Raw genomic sequence first — 15,391 nt, forward strand, 5'->3', positions numbered from 1 at the left:
ATAGGAAAAGAAGGGATCAACATGGGGAAACGTGATTTGAAAAGGCATTTACAAAAGCATCTCTTGGTTGGCGATGGTGCGACGGCAACTATGCTGTATCAAAAAGGGGTACCTGTTGGTGTATGTTATGAGGAACTGTGTCTTAGCAACCCGCAGGCGATTCAAGAGATTCATAGAGCTTATTATGAGGCTGGAGCTCGTCTCATAGAAACTAATACCTTTGGGGCTAATCGAGATAGCTTAGCCCGTTACGGTCTTGAGCATAAAGTAACACGTATAAATCGAGCAGCAGTTACTACTGCCAGAGAAGCAGTAGGCGACGACGCATTTGTAGTGGGAGCAATCGGCTCCATCATCGCTGGAAGAGTACGTAATAAGACCATGGACCAGTTTCGAGATCAGTTTGAGGAACAGGCGATAGCTCTTTTGCATGCGGGAGTAGATGGAATCATTTTGGAGACGTTCCTGGATGTGGAGGAGTTGCAAGTGGCTTTGGAGGTGCTTCGTCCGTTGACGGAGCTCCCTCTGATTGCACAAATGGCTACGATTGAAGTAGGAATCACGAGAGATGGTCATTCATTGACGGACGCTTTTGTACGAATGAAACAGGCTGGAGCAGATGTAATTGGTCTTAATTGCCGAATGGGTCCAGCTGAGATACTGCGTTCTTTTGAATCAAGTACCATTCCTGAAGATGTTTTTCTATCAGCTTTTGCCAATGCGGGTAGGCTGGGAATGGCAGATGGCACGCTCGCCTATAAATCATCGCCTGAATATTTCGGAGAGAGTGCACGCAAATTGCGTGAGCAGGGTGTACGATTAATTGGTGGTTGCTGTGGAACAACCCCTGAACATACAAAGGCGATAGCAGAATCCTTAGCAGACTTGGAGCCTTTGCCGCGAATCAATCCGAGTGAGAGTAATAAGAACCAACCTATTATTGTGCAACATACAAGAACAAGAACAGAACCAAGTATAATCGAACAGGTGAAGAAGCACCCGACGATTATTGTAGAATTTGATCCGCCAAAAGATTTAGATTCCAACGATTTTTTGGAAGGGTGTCGCTGTCTGCATGAAGCAGGAGCAAATGCAATTACGCTCGCAGATAATTCACTTGCTACTGTGCGTATGAGCAATATGGCGCTAGGTGCAATGATGAAGCAAATGGGAGTAGAACCATTGCTCCACATTGCTTGTCGTGACAGGAATCTGATTGGTCAACAGTCCCATTTGATGGGTCTACACGCTCTTGGAATCGATCAGGTGCTAGTAATTACTGGGGACCCTGCTCGTTTTGGCGATCTGCCAGGGGCAACCTCTGTCTTTGATGTTAGCTCATTTGACCTTATTCGAATGGTGAAACAGTTGAATCAGGGCTACACGTTTTCAGGACGACAATTAAAGCAGAAAGCCGAGTTTATCGTAGGGGCGGCTTTTAATCCGCATGTACGCCAGTTAGATGCTGCTGTTGCCAGGTTAGAAAAGAAAGTAGAAGCGGGTGCTGATTATATCATGACGCAACCAGTCTATGATGTAGAAACAATCGAGCAGATTTATCAGGCTACCAAACATATCAATATCCCCATTTTTATAGGAATCATGCCGTTGACCAGTTCACGCAATGCTGAATTTTTACACAATGAAGTACCAGGGATCAAGCTGTCTGAATATGCAAGAGAGCGTATGAAGCTTTTTACAGGAGAAGCGGCACGTGAGGAAGGAAACCGCATGGCGAAGGAATTAATTGACGCAGCCCTTCCGTATTTCAAAGGGATTTACCTGATTACGCCATTTAATTACTATCAGATGACGATAGAATTAACCCAATATGTACGTCAGAAGGAGCTATTACTTCAAACCTAATATCATGTAGATCGTGAACCAAGTTAAATAGTAAGCACCTGTTTCCAGTTTTGGAGCAGGTGCTATTTTTTTACGAACGTATATTCCTGGTTATTACTCGTAAACTAGTAGTGATCATTTTGTGAAAAATTTCTCAAATAGTGATGTTTCTTACATGTTGATGGTTTTTTACAAGATATACTACTACATGGATGCGGGGATTATAGAGTTTTTTGCAATTATATGCTGTTTTATGCTTTTATATCACGTGCTAAAGACCATAAGGAGTTGGTGAAATTGTACACAGATACCTTACAAGCTATGGCGAAGAATGCGGTAAAGAAAAAAGAGCTACGAAACGAGAGCCTTTTTCGCTATCTCCTGTCGGCAGGTCTTGCTGGCTGTTATATAGGTTTTGGAATTATTTTAATGATTGTAGTTGGAGCACCACTGTTAGCATCAAATTCCCCGTTTACCATGACATTAATGGGTCTTGTTTTCCCTGTAGCTCTCACGTTGGTACTATTTGCAGGCTCTGATTTATTTACTGGGAACACCATGTACTTCACGATTGGCACTTTAAGCGGTGCTACTACATGGAAAGACACGTTGCAAAACTGGTTTTGGTGTTGGTCAGGCAATTTAATCGGTGCATTTATTTTCTCACTTATTATTGTGGGTTCAGGTATTTTTTATAATGTTGCAGACGATCACATGCTATATTATTTGGCTGCTAAAAAGATGAATTTGCCAGCCGTACAATTGTTTTTCCGTGGAATACTTTGTAACTGGTTAGTATGTCTAGCCATCTGGTCAGCGGCTCGTTCGAAGAGTGATGCCGCCAAGCTCATTCTCATATTCTGGATGATTTTTGCCTTTATCACATCTGGTTTTGAGCATAGTGTAGCGAATATGACTGTACTTTCACTAGCCCTGTTGTTACCGCATCCAGAAACGATTGATTTTGCTGGAATGGTTTATAACCTGTTTTTTGTTACTTTAGGAAATATCGTGGGTGGCGGACTCTTTGTTGGAACCATATACTGGTTAATTTCCCCGATGGAAGCTAAGTTGGGGATAACAGATATAGATAATATTACTACTAAACATTCTACTGAAGCGCCTAAAGTGATTTCTGTAGTACAAAAGAAATAAAATAATAAAAAAATCTGTTCAAGGCACGTGTGAACAGATTTTTTTTATTGAATAAAATATCTTGACCATTATTTGAGTTGGTTTAAATTCCTAGATGTTAGCAAACATCAAAATAACGATACAACAGTAAGTAAGATGGTTGTAAATAGCTGCTTATTCGTAAATAATGCAACATATGATAGGCTAAGATTATCAAGATTTACCATTTAGAAAAATAACTTATTGACAAACGGGGAATCTACTTAATTATGAATGGAGTATATCATGATAATTAACAAACAAGAATTTTATGTGAATGGAATAAATTATACTGTTAGATCTGCAATCGAAAAAGATGCAAAAGATTTGTCTGAATTAAGATTACAGATTGATGGAGAGACCGAAAATTTAGACAGAGAAAAAGGAGAGGCGTTCATAGATGTACCAGGTTTTGAACAAATTATTAAAACAGATACTGAAAATAGAAGAAACTTATTTTTAGTTGCGGTAGTTCATGATCGGATCGTAGGGTTTTCAAGATGCGAAGGAAATCATTTGAATAGATTCTCTCATAAAATAGAATTCGGAGTATGCGTTTTAAAAGATTATTGGGGATACGGTATTGGGAAAAATCTTTTAAAAGAATCTATTTCTTGGGCTGACTCCAATGGGATTAAAAAAATCACTTTGAATGTTTTAGGAACAAATGATAAAGCCATTAAACTTTATAGAAAACTTGGCTTTGAAACAGAAGGTATATTAAAAAAAGACAAAATCCTTTCTGACGGTAAATACTATGATACCATTATTATGGGAAGATTTAATGAATGATGCCTGATAAAACTGTCAGGTCCATTAATCCGCATATAAGTAAGAGAATTGAAATATATGGTAAAAACAATGCGGTAAATATAGTGAGAAATTAGATACAGTTGAAAAAGGAGTGGTGTCTTTGGTCTCAAGAATAATGGCAACGGGAATTTCCTCTATCGTTTTTTGTTTAGTTTTAGCGTATTTTTCATATACACCTAGTGAGCTTCGTGAAACTGGAGGTTTTTCTCCTTATGAAAGCGATATCCAGAAGATTGAAAAAGAAATGGACAGCTATCGACCAATAAGATAAAAACAAATCCACTTACATATAGACTCGAAAGGGAGGAGAGCATGGTGGGATTCATCTCGAAAATGTTGGCAGCAGGATTCTCTTCCATTATTTTTAGCTTGATTTATGCTTTATGCAATAGTGTTGTGGAAGTGTTTCCACAGCCGTTTTTTCATTTCCTGTTATTTGTTACCTTGTTTATACTTTCTTTTACATTTGCAGCTCCCGTATATTTATTTGCCGGCATTCCACTTTCGATGATGATAGATTGGATAGTGGGTAAAATTTCGGATGGAGGACAAGTCAAGGAGTATTTTTACAGAGTGTTTCTTTATGTAATAGCTGGAATAGTGGCTATGACCCTCTTTACTATCGTTATGCTGGGAGAAGAACTGAGTAATGGTTTTCTAGTCGGAATTTTTTATTCTCCGATCGTTTTATTTAGCTCTGGAGCGTCACTTCTTTACTTCCATATATTACTTTTGATACAACTTATATTTAGAAAGGCAGAAAAGAAATTGGCTGATCTGGAGAAGTAGGGATACGAGTAAAGTGGTTGCTAGTCAGAGGATAACTAACACATTTTACATTTCGTTACCTCATATAAAAAAACCTTTCCGAACAAGGCACGGAAAGGTTTTTTTCAATTCTACTAAAAATCTTTACAGCTCATAGATTGCTTTGAATTTTTTCTCGAGATAGTCAACCAGATAAGTGGCATTTACACCTTCACCTGTTACGTCTAGTAACAATTCTTTAGGTGTTTTGAGTTTACCGTGTTGTTGAATGTTTGTACGCAACCACTCGTTGATCGGAGCCAGGTTACCCTGACGTAGTAGTTCATCATAGGAAGGGAGTTGTTGTTGCATGGCGTTCGCAAATTGTGCTGAATAAACATTTCCCAGAGAATAAGTTGGGAAGTATCCAATCAAACCACCAGACCAATGAACATCCTGGAGTACGCCAACCTGATCGTTTGGAACTTCAATGCCAAGATATTCTTTCATTTTGACCTGCCACAATTCAGGAAGATCAGCTACACGGATACTCTGATTGATAAGACCTTTTTCTAACTCATAACGTAACATGATATGCAGGTTATATGTGAGTTCATCCGCTTCCGTACGGATCAGGGATGGTTCAACCAAATTAATGGCACGGTGAAAATCTCTAAGGCTGATGTGACTCAGTTGTGCTGGGAAGGCTTTTTGCAGTTCTGGATAGTAATGCTCCCAGAAAGGTAAACTACGTCCAATCATATTTTCATAGAAACGAGATTGAGATTCGTGAACACCCATAGAAGCACCTGTGTCTAATGGTAAGCCCTGAAGTTTCAGGTCAATGTTTTGCTCATAAATACCATGACCCGCTTCGTGCATACTGCTAAGTAATGCATAACGAAGATCGTTTTCATCGTAGCGTGTGGTTAGACGTACATCTGTTGCCCCAAAATCAATGCAGAAAGGATGAATACTGGTATCTAAACGACCTGCTTCGAAATCAAAACCAATTTGAGTTAGCATGTAGCGGTTAAAATCTTCCTGTTCTTTCAATGAGAAAGATTGCTTAAAGAAACGGATATCTGGTGTGCGCCCCGATTCCTGGATAGCTTGGAGCAATGGTACGGTTTTTTCACGAAGTTGACCAAAGATTTGGTCCAGATCTTTCGTGGTAATTCCCGGTTCATACTGATCTAACAAAGTGTCATATTTGCTTTCTTTTACTCCCCAGTATTCAATGAATTCTAATGTCATATCAATTACTTGTTCCAGGGACGATTGGAACAGAGCAAAGTCATTCTTTTCTCTTGCTTCTTCCCATAGATTTTCCGATTTGTTCTTCAACAGCACATATTCCTGAAAGCGATCTGCTGGAATCTTTTTGTTCAGGTCGTATTCTCTTTTGCATTCGTCTACTAATCTTTGTGTAACATGATCAAGTTCTTCGTACGCTTCTTTAACAGAAAGTGTCTCCAAGAATTCACCCATTTGATCTGATGTAGATAATTTAAAGGCTTCGGTTGAAAGAGTGGAGACAACCTCGGAACGGGCATCCATCCCTTTACGTGGAATTTTGGTGCGCATGTCCCAATAGAGAACGTTAGATGCATTATTGAATGACTCAATTTTTTTGACAAAAGCGGTGAAATCATTACCTACTGTTTTTGCAGACATGAAGCATTTGCCTCCTTAATAAACCAGTATTTTTTGAATAGTATGTATGTACAATGGATGCCTCCGCTACATAAAGTAACAAGGTGTGATCCCATTATAGCTAAAAAGTGGAAAAGGTGCATCAGTTGAGGTGAAATGGTGGAAAAATAAGTAAAGAAAAAACTGGAGAAAAAACTGGAGGATGCCGATATTAGTTTTCCTCTTTTATCGGAGAGCGTTTGTCTGTATAATCGTACTGATAGATATACGTACAATATCATAAAGGCAATAGGAGAATGATAATGAGTCAATTAAAAGTAAACTGGGAAAATGAGATAACCAGACGGCGCACGTTCGCCATCATTTCCCACCCCGATGCCGGGAAAACGACCATGACCGAAAAATTGCTCTATTATGGGGGAGCTATTCGGGAAGCGGGAGTAGTAAAAGGACGCAAAAATTCTAAACATGCAACTTCTGACTGGATGGAAATTGAGAAGAAACGTGGTATCTCAGTTACTTCCTCTGCCATGGATTTTGAATATAAGGGTCACCACATTAATATTCTAGATACGCCTGGTCACGAAGATTTTAGTGAGGATACATACCGCACGCTAACAGCAGCAGATGCAGCTGTAATGATTATCGACGTGGCAAAAGGGGTAGAGGCACAGACAATCAAGCTGTTCAAGGTCTGTAGAATGCGCGGAATTCCGATCTTTACCTTTGTGAACAAACTGGATCGTCATGGTAAAGATCCATTCTCCCTACTGGAAGAATTGGAGAACGTACTGGGCATTCGATCTTATCCAATGAACTGGCCAATCGGAATGGGAAGCGATTTATGTGGAATTTTTGACAGACAAAAATCTCGTGTAGAGCTTTATCAGGAAGATTTGCAGCATCAGCAGATTACAGCTGTAGATGTAAGCGGTCCTGATGACGATAAAATTAAAGATAGCGTGGGACAGGTATTATTCGACCAGTTACAAGAAGAGATCTCTCTACTGGATATCGCAGGAGATCCATACGATGCGGAAAAAATCGCAAATGGTGAGCTTTCTCCTGTATTCTTTGGTTCCGCAATCAATAACTTCGGTGTTCAAACATTCTTGGAGAACTTTTTACAAATGGCACCTCCGCCATCTCCGAAAAAGAGTACCAATGGGGAAATTGATCCGTTGAATGGGAAGTTTTCTGGGTTTATCTTTAAGATTCAAGCCAATATGAATCCTGCTCACCGTGACCGAGTCGCTTTTATGCGGATTTGTTCCGGTAAGTTCGAACGTGGCATGAGTGTGCGCCATGTACGTATGGGAAAAGATATCAAGCTGGCTCAGCCTATGCAGTTTATGGCACAGGATAGAGAAGTAGTCGAAGAATCTTACGCAGGTGATGTAATCGGTCTATTTGACCCGGGCATTTTCCAGATTGGGGATACCCTTTGTGTAGGACCAGCTTTTGAATATGAAGAGATGCCGCACTTCTCTCCAGAATTCTTTGCGAAGGTAACCGTTAAGGATGCTATGAAGCATAAGCAATTCCAAAAAGGGATAATGCAATTAACAGAAGAAGGTACAGTTCAATTGTTTAAGACCCACCCGTGGGAGGAACTAATCATTGGGGTAGTAGGTGTTCTACAATTTGAGGTGCTAGAATATCGCTTAAAAGCTGAGTACCATGTAGATATTACTCTGCAACGCATGTCCTATCAGATTGCTAGGTGGATTGAAGGCGAAAAAGAGGAGATGGAAGCAGTCAAATCTCGCAGCCAATCCGTAACGGATCGCTATGGCCGTCTGGTTATGCTGTTTGACAGTGAGTATCAGCTACGTATGGCGCAAGAAAAGTATCCTAAGCTAACGTTCCATGAGAGTTCACTGGGATTACATCGGGTTAATTCGTAAATGTAAAATTGATGACGAAAAAAGTACACCATTTACTAATAGAGTGTACTTTTTTTTGTTTATAGCAGGAAAGGTCATAGATTAGGTAGTACGTAGAAACTCTCTTCTTTCCCGAAGACAAGTCATGAATTGGACAGCTCCATTCATACACATGTAGGGGAGGAGGGAAAGATACATGCAAAAAAAACATTATCTATGGCTGTTGTTCACCATTCTTTTTTTAGCCTCTGCTGATATGCATGCGCAAATGCCGCTATTATCGCCATTCACATTAGAATTAGGGGCATCCGCCCTAATGATAGGAGTGCTTCTCGGAGCGTATTCATTTGCTAATTTGATTGGAAATGTAATGGCTGGCCCACTCATTGACCGTTATAGCAAGGAGATGTTTATTAGTGGAGGATTCATGCTGTCCGGCTTGCTCCTCCTTGCACATGGTCTGGTTGAGAGCTCCATGCAACTGTTTGGGCTACGACTTACCTATGGATATGTAATGGCGTTTGTTTCTCCGGCATGCTTTGCCTTACTGGCACGAGCGGGCAGAACAGAAGAGGAACAGAATAAGATTTTCGTACAAAAAGGGATTATTTTGACATTTGCATCCATTATTTCTCCGGCAATAGGGGGCTTTTTAGCGGGTAAGTGGGGATTTGCCCAGTCATTTATCATACTTGGAATCATTATGTTTTTAACGGGGGTAATAGCATTTCTCTTCCTACCACGTGCTTCTTCAGAAGGGCTGCGACGTAAGCAGAGGAAAGTAGAGAGAGTTGCCAATCCTACTTTGAGTCATCCAAAAGAGCAGGAAGGCATGCTCCAAACCATATCTACATTACTAAAACATTCCGGGATGTATCCGGCATTAGTTGCTGCATTTGCCATTATGTACGCACAGGGAACCATGATGTATGAGATTCCGTTACTCATGATAGAACAAAAATTAAGGCCAGAAGAGATGGGAATTATTTTTAGTATGATGGGGCTTGGATCGTTGCTCACTCTCACCCAAATGTGGTTACAGCGACGAGCACCAGTTATACGGTGTTTATCTGGCCTATTCATTCTCACGATAGTATTTTATTTGACAGCGATCCAATATCCGATGTCACTCTATGTATCGATGACGCTGGTTGGAATGGCATTTGGATTATTGTTCCCGGCAATGAGTGCTATTTTGGCTGCAAATGCTCCAGAGGGACAATATGGTACAGCCTTCAGCTTGTATTCCGCTACTCTTTCGTTAGGGGCGATAATTAGTCCTGTGTTAGCAGGAAAATTTGATAATCTGAGCCATTCATTTTTTATCGGGTTTTTGGTGCTAATGTTTGCTTGTATTGCTTGTGTGCTTTTTCAAGAAAATGATCGGAAGCCAGTACCTACTAATTAAAGGAATAGTCACCAAAAAGTGAAGGACTTCATTTGCAAATGCAAGTTTTTTTCTTACTACCAAGTTTACCAGCATTCTCGACTTTGGTTATGTAGTCAGCAGCTACTGGTACTTTGCAGGCTGTGTTACCAACATCAACATGAACAATGCCAATTTTGCGAGCTGTTTCCATAGCAGCATCATGGAGGGGAGTGACAGAAGCACCTACCATGATAACAAAGCCATTCATCGTATACCGAACACGATTCCGTTCCTTATGTATGTTTTTCTCCACATGCGTAAGAAGATCTTTTATTTCCGGCAGGTTTAATTGATCGTCTGCAGTAATAGAAATATAGTTCGCGTAGGTGCTCCAACTACAGGTTGCTACCATTTCCTTCTCATCTGTTATCCATTCCCGAGCTAATTCTAGTGCATAATTACTTTCAGCTGTGACGTTAGCTACCGTATACTCCGCTATACTGTGCGTATAGGCTTTCTGCACCCAATGCTCCAAGGTAGCTTTCGTAAGTTCCTTAGGATTAACAGAGAGACCAGCTAGATACATGGCGTCATAATTCCCCGTTTCATAAAGGGCTAAAGCCAGCTCTTGATCCTTTTTTACAATCTTGACCAACTTTTTTAAGTCACCAATTTTAACGCCAAAGAGTGGTTCTCTTGCCCCATGTCGACAAAAAGTCTTCTTTGTTTGTTCTGAACCGAGTGATTCAAGCTGACTCATTATTTCAGACAAGTTCATTAATCTCACCTCACATTTATTATACCTGTATGTTGTATCGTTTCCCGAAAGGTTCTGTTATATTTTCGCTCGTGTTTCGCTGGCACATGTAAGAATGTACCAATAATGTGATATAGTGAAAGATATCGAATAATTACCTAATTATAAGGGGAGTTTTCGGAAAATGAATGTGAGATCAAACGAAAAAATCATGGGTTATCAAAAGTCAAATGGTGGGGCTTTTCATGATTTGGATATTTTTGGTAGCTTAAGTATGAATGGGGACGTTCTTGCAGAAAAGATTGAAATAAAGGGCAGTGCTACTTTTAAACAAGAAATGGAAACCACCTTGCTTCATGTAATTGGGAATTGCAAGGTGTATGGAGGTATTAAAGCGACAGATATTAGAAACAAAGGCGTTATGAAGGTGAATCACGGGGTTTACACAACTGTTTTGGATAACCTCGGCAGAGCGGCAATGGGTTCTTTACAAGCCATTCATGTACAATCGCAAGGCGATCTTGTTGTTGAAAAGGGTGTTCGAGCGGAAACATTTGAAGTAGAGGGAAAACTGACAATTCATGAGAAAGCTATTGTCGAGAAAAATATTATGATTTCTTTTACAGGTCAAAGTGTAGTTGGTCATCTAGAGAGTCAATATATTTCAATCTGTAGAATGAAGAATGGACTTCAACTAATACTGGGGCGAAGCTTGCTTCGAGCAGACACGATCATTGGCGAGCACATTGACCTGGAGCATGTAGAAGCAGACTTTGTAAAAGGACACGATGTAATAATTGGACCAGAGTGCCGGATTAGAAGAGTTGAGTACTCGGGGAATTTAATTATTCATCCACAAGCTCAGGTCTATAAGAGTTCACAAGTGCATATCTAACACATAATGAGAAGACCTTCTTGTATAAAGGTTTAGTTCTATTATTTCCCCTTCTTAATAGATTTAATTTTCAAATAAAATAGAGTGAGATCGTGGCAGCATTTTTTTCTAATCATTTGAGAGTAGAAGTGGATATCATAGCGTGCAAAAAGGGGAAGGTTATTCCCCCTTTTGCATAAGCGTTACTTCTCACCAGTGGCAACTGGACTATCCTCGTAAGAGCTCCAATCACTCCAACTTCCAGCATATAATTTAGCATCAGGCCGTCCTGCTCTTACAAGAGCAAGCAAATTAACGGTCGCAGTCACACCAGAACCACAATACACGATAATTTCTTCTTGCTGCAAGAGATCAGAAAAATGCTTTTTTAACTCTTCAGTTGTTTTCATTGTGCCATCTTCATTAAGTGTCTCTTTATAAAAATAACACTGAGCACCAGGAATATGTCCAGCTTTTTTGTCAAACGGTTTTAGCTCTACTTCACCACGGAAACGTTCTCCTGTCCTCGAATCGAGCAAAGGCGTTGTAGCGGCGCGTTGTTCCACATCATTTTTAAATACAAGTAAGTCAATTTGAGGAGATGCTGTAAAGGTTTGCGAAGTAGGAGTGACCTCTTTGGAAGTAATTTCGTGCCCTGCTTTTTTCCATGCAGAATATCCGCCATCTAGAACATAAACCTGTGAATGACCTACATATCGCAACATCCACCAGAAGCGACCAGCTTTTGACAGGTCATCATCGTCATAAGCAACTACGATTGAAGAATTTCCAATACCAAGACGAGAACAGAGAGCTTCCATTTGTTCCACAGATATAAGGGGATGACGACCACCATGTACATTCTTTTCTGCTGATAAATCCAGCTCAAGGTCGGCACGAACCGCATAGGGAATATGGTCTTGTTGATAAGCTTTTGTGCCTTCTGTTGGTTGACCAAGTGTGAATCGACAATCTACAATGATTAAATCAGGATTATTCAGATTATTGGAGAGCCATTCTACGCTGACAATTGGATCTGACAGATTTTTTGCTATCATCTTGTTTCCTCCTAATCGCTTTTTCCTTACTATAGCAGATTATGGGAAGTTCCGCTTCTGGACAAAATGATTAGCTAGACTATCTGATAGGATAGGATAAGATAGAGAGGAAGATATATATTGAAAAAAGTGATTCGTTATTTTTTTGAAGGATTATTACTGGTTGTTCCACTGGCTGCCACTATCTATATCCTGTATCTCGTGTTTACCACAATCGATAATTTACTACCACTAAAAATTCCGGGGCTTGGATTTCTCGTTACTCTTGCTATCATCTGGATAATAGGATTCCTTACTTCCAATGTTTTGACGAAAAGCATCATCGGGCTCGTTGATAAGCTGTTCACAAAGCTTCCATTCGTGAAGCTGATATATTCAGCGATTAAGGATGTTATTGGTGCATTTGTTGGTGACAAAAAGAGCTTTGATAAACCCGTGTTGGTGCGCCTATCCATGGGAAGTGAAGCAAGGGTGCTAGGGTTTATCACGCGGGAATCTCTGAAGGATTTCGGTTTGGAGGATTTTGTTTCGGTATATGTACCTCAATCGTATAACTTTGCGGGTAATCTATTAATTTTTCCTCGAAATCAAGTAGAGATTCTGGATGCCGAGAGTTCGCAGGTGATGACTTTCATTCTTTCTGGTGGTGTTTCAGGAAAAGAGCAATCTGAACAGACAGATGTAGGAGGCAAACATGATAAAAGCGTTAGTCTTTGATTTTGATGGTACCATTTTAGATACGGAATGGACCTTGTATGAAGCATTTCGTGAAATATATGAACAACACGGAGTAATCCTTCCTAAAGATAAGTGGTCAGAAGGTGTCGGCAGAGAGCTTGTTTTTGACCCGTTTCTTCATTTGGAGGAACTGACAGGTAAACAGGTGGATCGAATAGAGATGGAAAAGCTTTGGTTAGACCGTCATCATGAATTGCTAAAAAGTAAAGATATTCGACCAGGGGTTCGTGATTATCTAGAAGCAGGGAAAAATTTGGGATTACAAATCGGAGTGGCTTCCAGTTCGCCGAAAAGCTGGGTTCTGCCTTTTCTGGAAACTTATCAAATAAGAGATTACTTTACTTGTATCTGTACAAAGGATGACGTACAGAAGGTGAAGCCAGATCCTGAATTGTATCTAAAAGTAATAGATTGTATGGGGGTTGAAGCTAAAGATACGATCGCATTTGAAGATTCAATGGCTGGGGCGCAAGCTGCCAAAAGTGCGGGCCTGCACTGTGTGATTACTCCACATGAGCTGACCCGCAACCACCCGTTTACTACCTTTGATGTGCGACTTGAATCTTTGGCTGAGAGAAAGTTGGAGCAACTGTTAGAGGGGTTTAGGGAGTAGAATAGAATGGTAAAGGGTAGATGAAAGCAGAGTAGTATCTGCCATATCTACCCTATTTTGTTTACTATATTTATATAATCGATAGGCAGTAATGAACAGCGTAGATGAACTATATGCAGTGATAGAATTAATAAAAAGGAATTTTACTGTACACGTAAAAAAGAACGCATGGAGAGCGTTCTTTTTTAATACTTCCATTTGAAACAGAATGGTGTCTGATAGAGTGATAGCCGGGAATAACACCTGCTAGACCCCCATATTTGCCTTGTGATCGATTCTATCGATTAGAATAGATAAAAATCGCTTAGAAACGATTCTAGGAGCTTATACCGGGATTCTACCGGGTGTCTTGTGCTAGTTATGCGAGGAAGGCAAGGAATTGACCGGGATTATCGCCTTTAATAATCGTTTGGTGTGTCCATTTATAACATGCGTAAGGGGGAACTTACATGAAACCTAATGGATTCGTGATCGTTCCACGTTTTCCGTTTGAAAAAGAGTTTGACCAGGTTGTATTTAATTTGCTAATAGCAAAGGCTAACTACAAGGATTCTGATAGCTGCAAGCGTGGGCAATGTATTCTATCGCTTCGCTCTGTATCTGAATTTATGATGTGTTCATTTAGGCAAATAGATAACGCTATCAAGCGACTGAGTGATATGAATTTAATCCATGTCCAGAAATCAAAAGTTCGTGGTCAAGGTACGATTATAACCATTTTCGACTATGACAAATTTCAATCACTGCCGTATTATGCAAATGAAAATGAAACTGTAAGTGAAACACAAAACGATAACAAAAAACCCTATAGTTACGGTGCTGAAAGCGATAATTTTTCTAGTAGTGAAACTGAAAGTGGGACGTATAGAACAACAAGTATTAACAGCAAAAAAGATAAAAAAGAATATATACTCGTCGATTTTCCAATCGATCGAGGTGCTTTTTTAAAAATCTATAATGATTGTTTCAGAGAACGATTTGGTAGAAATCACATGAAAGTATCTCAATCACAACTGGAGAGAATCATGGATCTTATTGACGAGATTGAAGAATTAGATATAGACGAAGAGATGTTTGAAGATGGAGCAATACAGCATCTAAACAACTTACCAGAAGGGAATAACGGTCATATTCTACCATTCCTAATGGGTTATTATCGACATTTTGAATACTATTAATAGGGGTACCACCAAATGAAAATGGAATCGGATTAAAGTTCGTACATTTACTAATTTTGGTAAAATAGATAATATTGGTTATGTATCTAATATTTTACACATAAACAATTGGAGGATTTAGAAATGATAAAATTTGCACTAGGTACTGCAACCGCAGCATTAGCATTAGTAGGAGTTGTTACTGGAGTACATGCAGAAGAGCAAGTTACCCCACCTACGACTACAACTAACATTCAACAAAATGGAGATGGGCCTATAGTTATTCCTTATATTAGTACGCCTGTGCTTTCTAAAAAGCTTGCAAATACAACTATGAGCGAACCTTTCTACATTCAACCAGGACAGGGATGGGTTAAAGTATATGTACAAAATAATGGTACTAACGATATTAGTCTTTCAGTAACTCAAGGAAAAGCAAATGGTACGGTTAAAATATCAGGTACTATACCAGCTGGTAAAACAAAAGAGTTTTTCTCTAGTACGGCTTTAGCTGTTGGTGACCATTATGTTAACCTCTCTTCAGGTAGATCTGAAATGACTGGTTCACTTTCAGTTCGTATAGCTAGCACAAGAGAAGAACTAAATAACTAGGGAATTAGTCATTTTCTTAGAAGGACTAGAAGCGCCTATACAGGCGCTTTATTTATGTGCGCCCAGCATGGGCGTTATCTATAGGGTTCAAGT

The 15,391-nt window shown here is 39.8% G+C and carries 15 protein-coding genes and 1 pseudogene; 13 read left to right on the top strand and 3 right to left on the bottom strand.

The genetic code is table 11. The features are described from left to right. Positions 1-21: 21 nt before the first annotated feature. The 6 genes and pseudogenes from LM917_RS19105 (at position 22) to LM917_RS19130 (ending at position 4,620) form a co-directional block, all read left to right on the top strand. Complete coding sequence (locus LM917_RS19105; RefSeq protein ID WP_232699332.1) at positions 22-1,866, top strand: bifunctional homocysteine S-methyltransferase/methylenetetrahydrofolate reductase; 1,845 nt, start codon at positions 22-24, stop codon at positions 1,864-1,866. 276 nt (positions 1,867-2,142) lie between these two features. After that, entirely contained in the window at positions 2,143-3,000 is an 858-nt protein-coding gene (locus tag LM917_RS19110) for a formate/nitrite transporter family protein (protein WP_232699333.1), read from the top strand. Positions 3,001-3,054: 54 nt separating this feature from the next. Continuing rightward, positions 3,055-3,210 (top strand): annotated as a pseudogene (locus tag LM917_RS19115) (IS1595 family transposase); the annotation flags it as partial. Between the two features lie 54 nt (positions 3,211-3,264). Continuing rightward, positions 3,265-3,810, top strand: a complete 546-nt coding sequence (locus LM917_RS19120; RefSeq protein ID WP_232699334.1) for a GNAT family N-acetyltransferase — start codon at positions 3,265-3,267, stop codon at positions 3,808-3,810. Between the two features lie 121 nt (positions 3,811-3,931). Continuing rightward, positions 3,932-4,102, top strand: coding sequence for a hypothetical protein (locus LM917_RS19125; RefSeq protein WP_232699335.1), 171 nt, complete (start codon positions 3,932-3,934; stop codon positions 4,100-4,102). Positions 4,103-4,143: 41 nt separating this feature from the next. Then, positions 4,144-4,620 (top strand): hypothetical protein, encoded by a 477-nt coding sequence (locus LM917_RS19130; protein ID WP_232699336.1) that lies wholly within the window; start codon positions 4,144-4,146, stop codon positions 4,618-4,620. 123 nt (positions 4,621-4,743) lie between these two features. On the opposite strand, the gene LM917_RS19135 is transcribed toward LM917_RS19130, so the two are convergent. Beyond that, on the bottom strand, positions 4,744-6,255 hold the full coding sequence (locus tag LM917_RS19135) for a carboxypeptidase M32 (RefSeq protein WP_232699337.1): 1,512 nt from the start codon (positions 6,253-6,255) through the stop codon (positions 4,744-4,746). A gap of 281 nt (positions 6,256-6,536) precedes the next feature. On the opposite strand from LM917_RS19135, the gene LM917_RS19140 reads away from it, so the two are divergent. After that, positions 6,537-8,141 carry a peptide chain release factor 3 gene (locus LM917_RS19140; protein ID WP_232699338.1) on the top strand — a complete coding sequence of 535 codons (1,605 nt, stop codon included), beginning with the start codon at positions 6,537-6,539 and terminating at the stop codon, positions 8,139-8,141. Positions 8,142-8,316: 175 nt separating this feature from the next. Then, complete coding sequence (locus LM917_RS19145) at positions 8,317-9,528, top strand: MFS transporter (protein ID WP_232699339.1); 1,212 nt, start codon at positions 8,317-8,319, stop codon at positions 9,526-9,528. A 28-nt stretch (positions 9,529-9,556) separates the two neighbouring features. On the opposite strand, the gene LM917_RS19150 is transcribed toward LM917_RS19145, so the two are convergent. Continuing rightward, on the bottom strand, positions 9,557-10,267 hold the full coding sequence (locus tag LM917_RS19150) for a DNA alkylation repair protein (RefSeq protein ID WP_232699340.1): 711 nt from the start codon (positions 10,265-10,267) through the stop codon (positions 9,557-9,559). Between the two features lie 163 nt (positions 10,268-10,430). Between LM917_RS19150 and LM917_RS19155 the strand changes: the two genes are divergently transcribed. Continuing rightward, entirely contained in the window at positions 10,431-11,141 is a 711-nt protein-coding gene (locus tag LM917_RS19155) for a hypothetical protein (protein ID WP_232699341.1), read from the top strand. 182 nt (positions 11,142-11,323) lie between these two features. Here the strand turns inward: LM917_RS19155 and LM917_RS19160 are convergent, their stop codons facing one another. After that, the gene (locus tag LM917_RS19160; RefSeq protein WP_232699342.1) at positions 11,324-12,178 is read right to left on the bottom strand and encodes a sulfurtransferase; all 855 of its coding nucleotides are present in this window, start codon (positions 12,176-12,178) and stop codon (positions 11,324-11,326) included. Positions 12,179-12,307: 129 nt separating this feature from the next. Between LM917_RS19160 and LM917_RS19165 the strand changes: the two genes are divergently transcribed. From LM917_RS19165 to LM917_RS19180, 4 genes are all read left to right on the top strand, one after another. Continuing rightward, entirely contained in the window at positions 12,308-12,895 is a 588-nt protein-coding gene (locus LM917_RS19165; protein ID WP_232699346.1) for a DUF502 domain-containing protein, read from the top strand. After that, on the top strand, positions 12,873-13,529 hold the full coding sequence (locus tag LM917_RS19170; RefSeq protein WP_232699343.1) for an HAD family hydrolase: 657 nt from the start codon (positions 12,873-12,875) through the stop codon (positions 13,527-13,529). Before LM917_RS19165 ends, LM917_RS19170 begins: the two co-directional genes overlap by 23 nt. 449 nt (positions 13,530-13,978) lie before the next feature. After that, the gene (locus LM917_RS19175; RefSeq protein ID WP_232699344.1) at positions 13,979-14,707 is read left to right on the top strand and encodes a hypothetical protein; all 729 of its coding nucleotides are present in this window, start codon (positions 13,979-13,981) and stop codon (positions 14,705-14,707) included. 123 nt (positions 14,708-14,830) lie between these two features. Then, positions 14,831-15,298, top strand: coding sequence for a hypothetical protein (locus LM917_RS19180; RefSeq protein ID WP_232699345.1), 468 nt, complete (start codon positions 14,831-14,833; stop codon positions 15,296-15,298). Positions 15,299-15,391: the final 93 nt, after the last annotated feature.

This window comes from Brevibacillus daliensis (genome assembly GCF_021245735.1).
Taxonomy (GTDB): Bacteria; Bacillota; Bacilli; order Brevibacillales; family Brevibacillaceae; genus Brevibacillus_B; species Brevibacillus_B daliensis.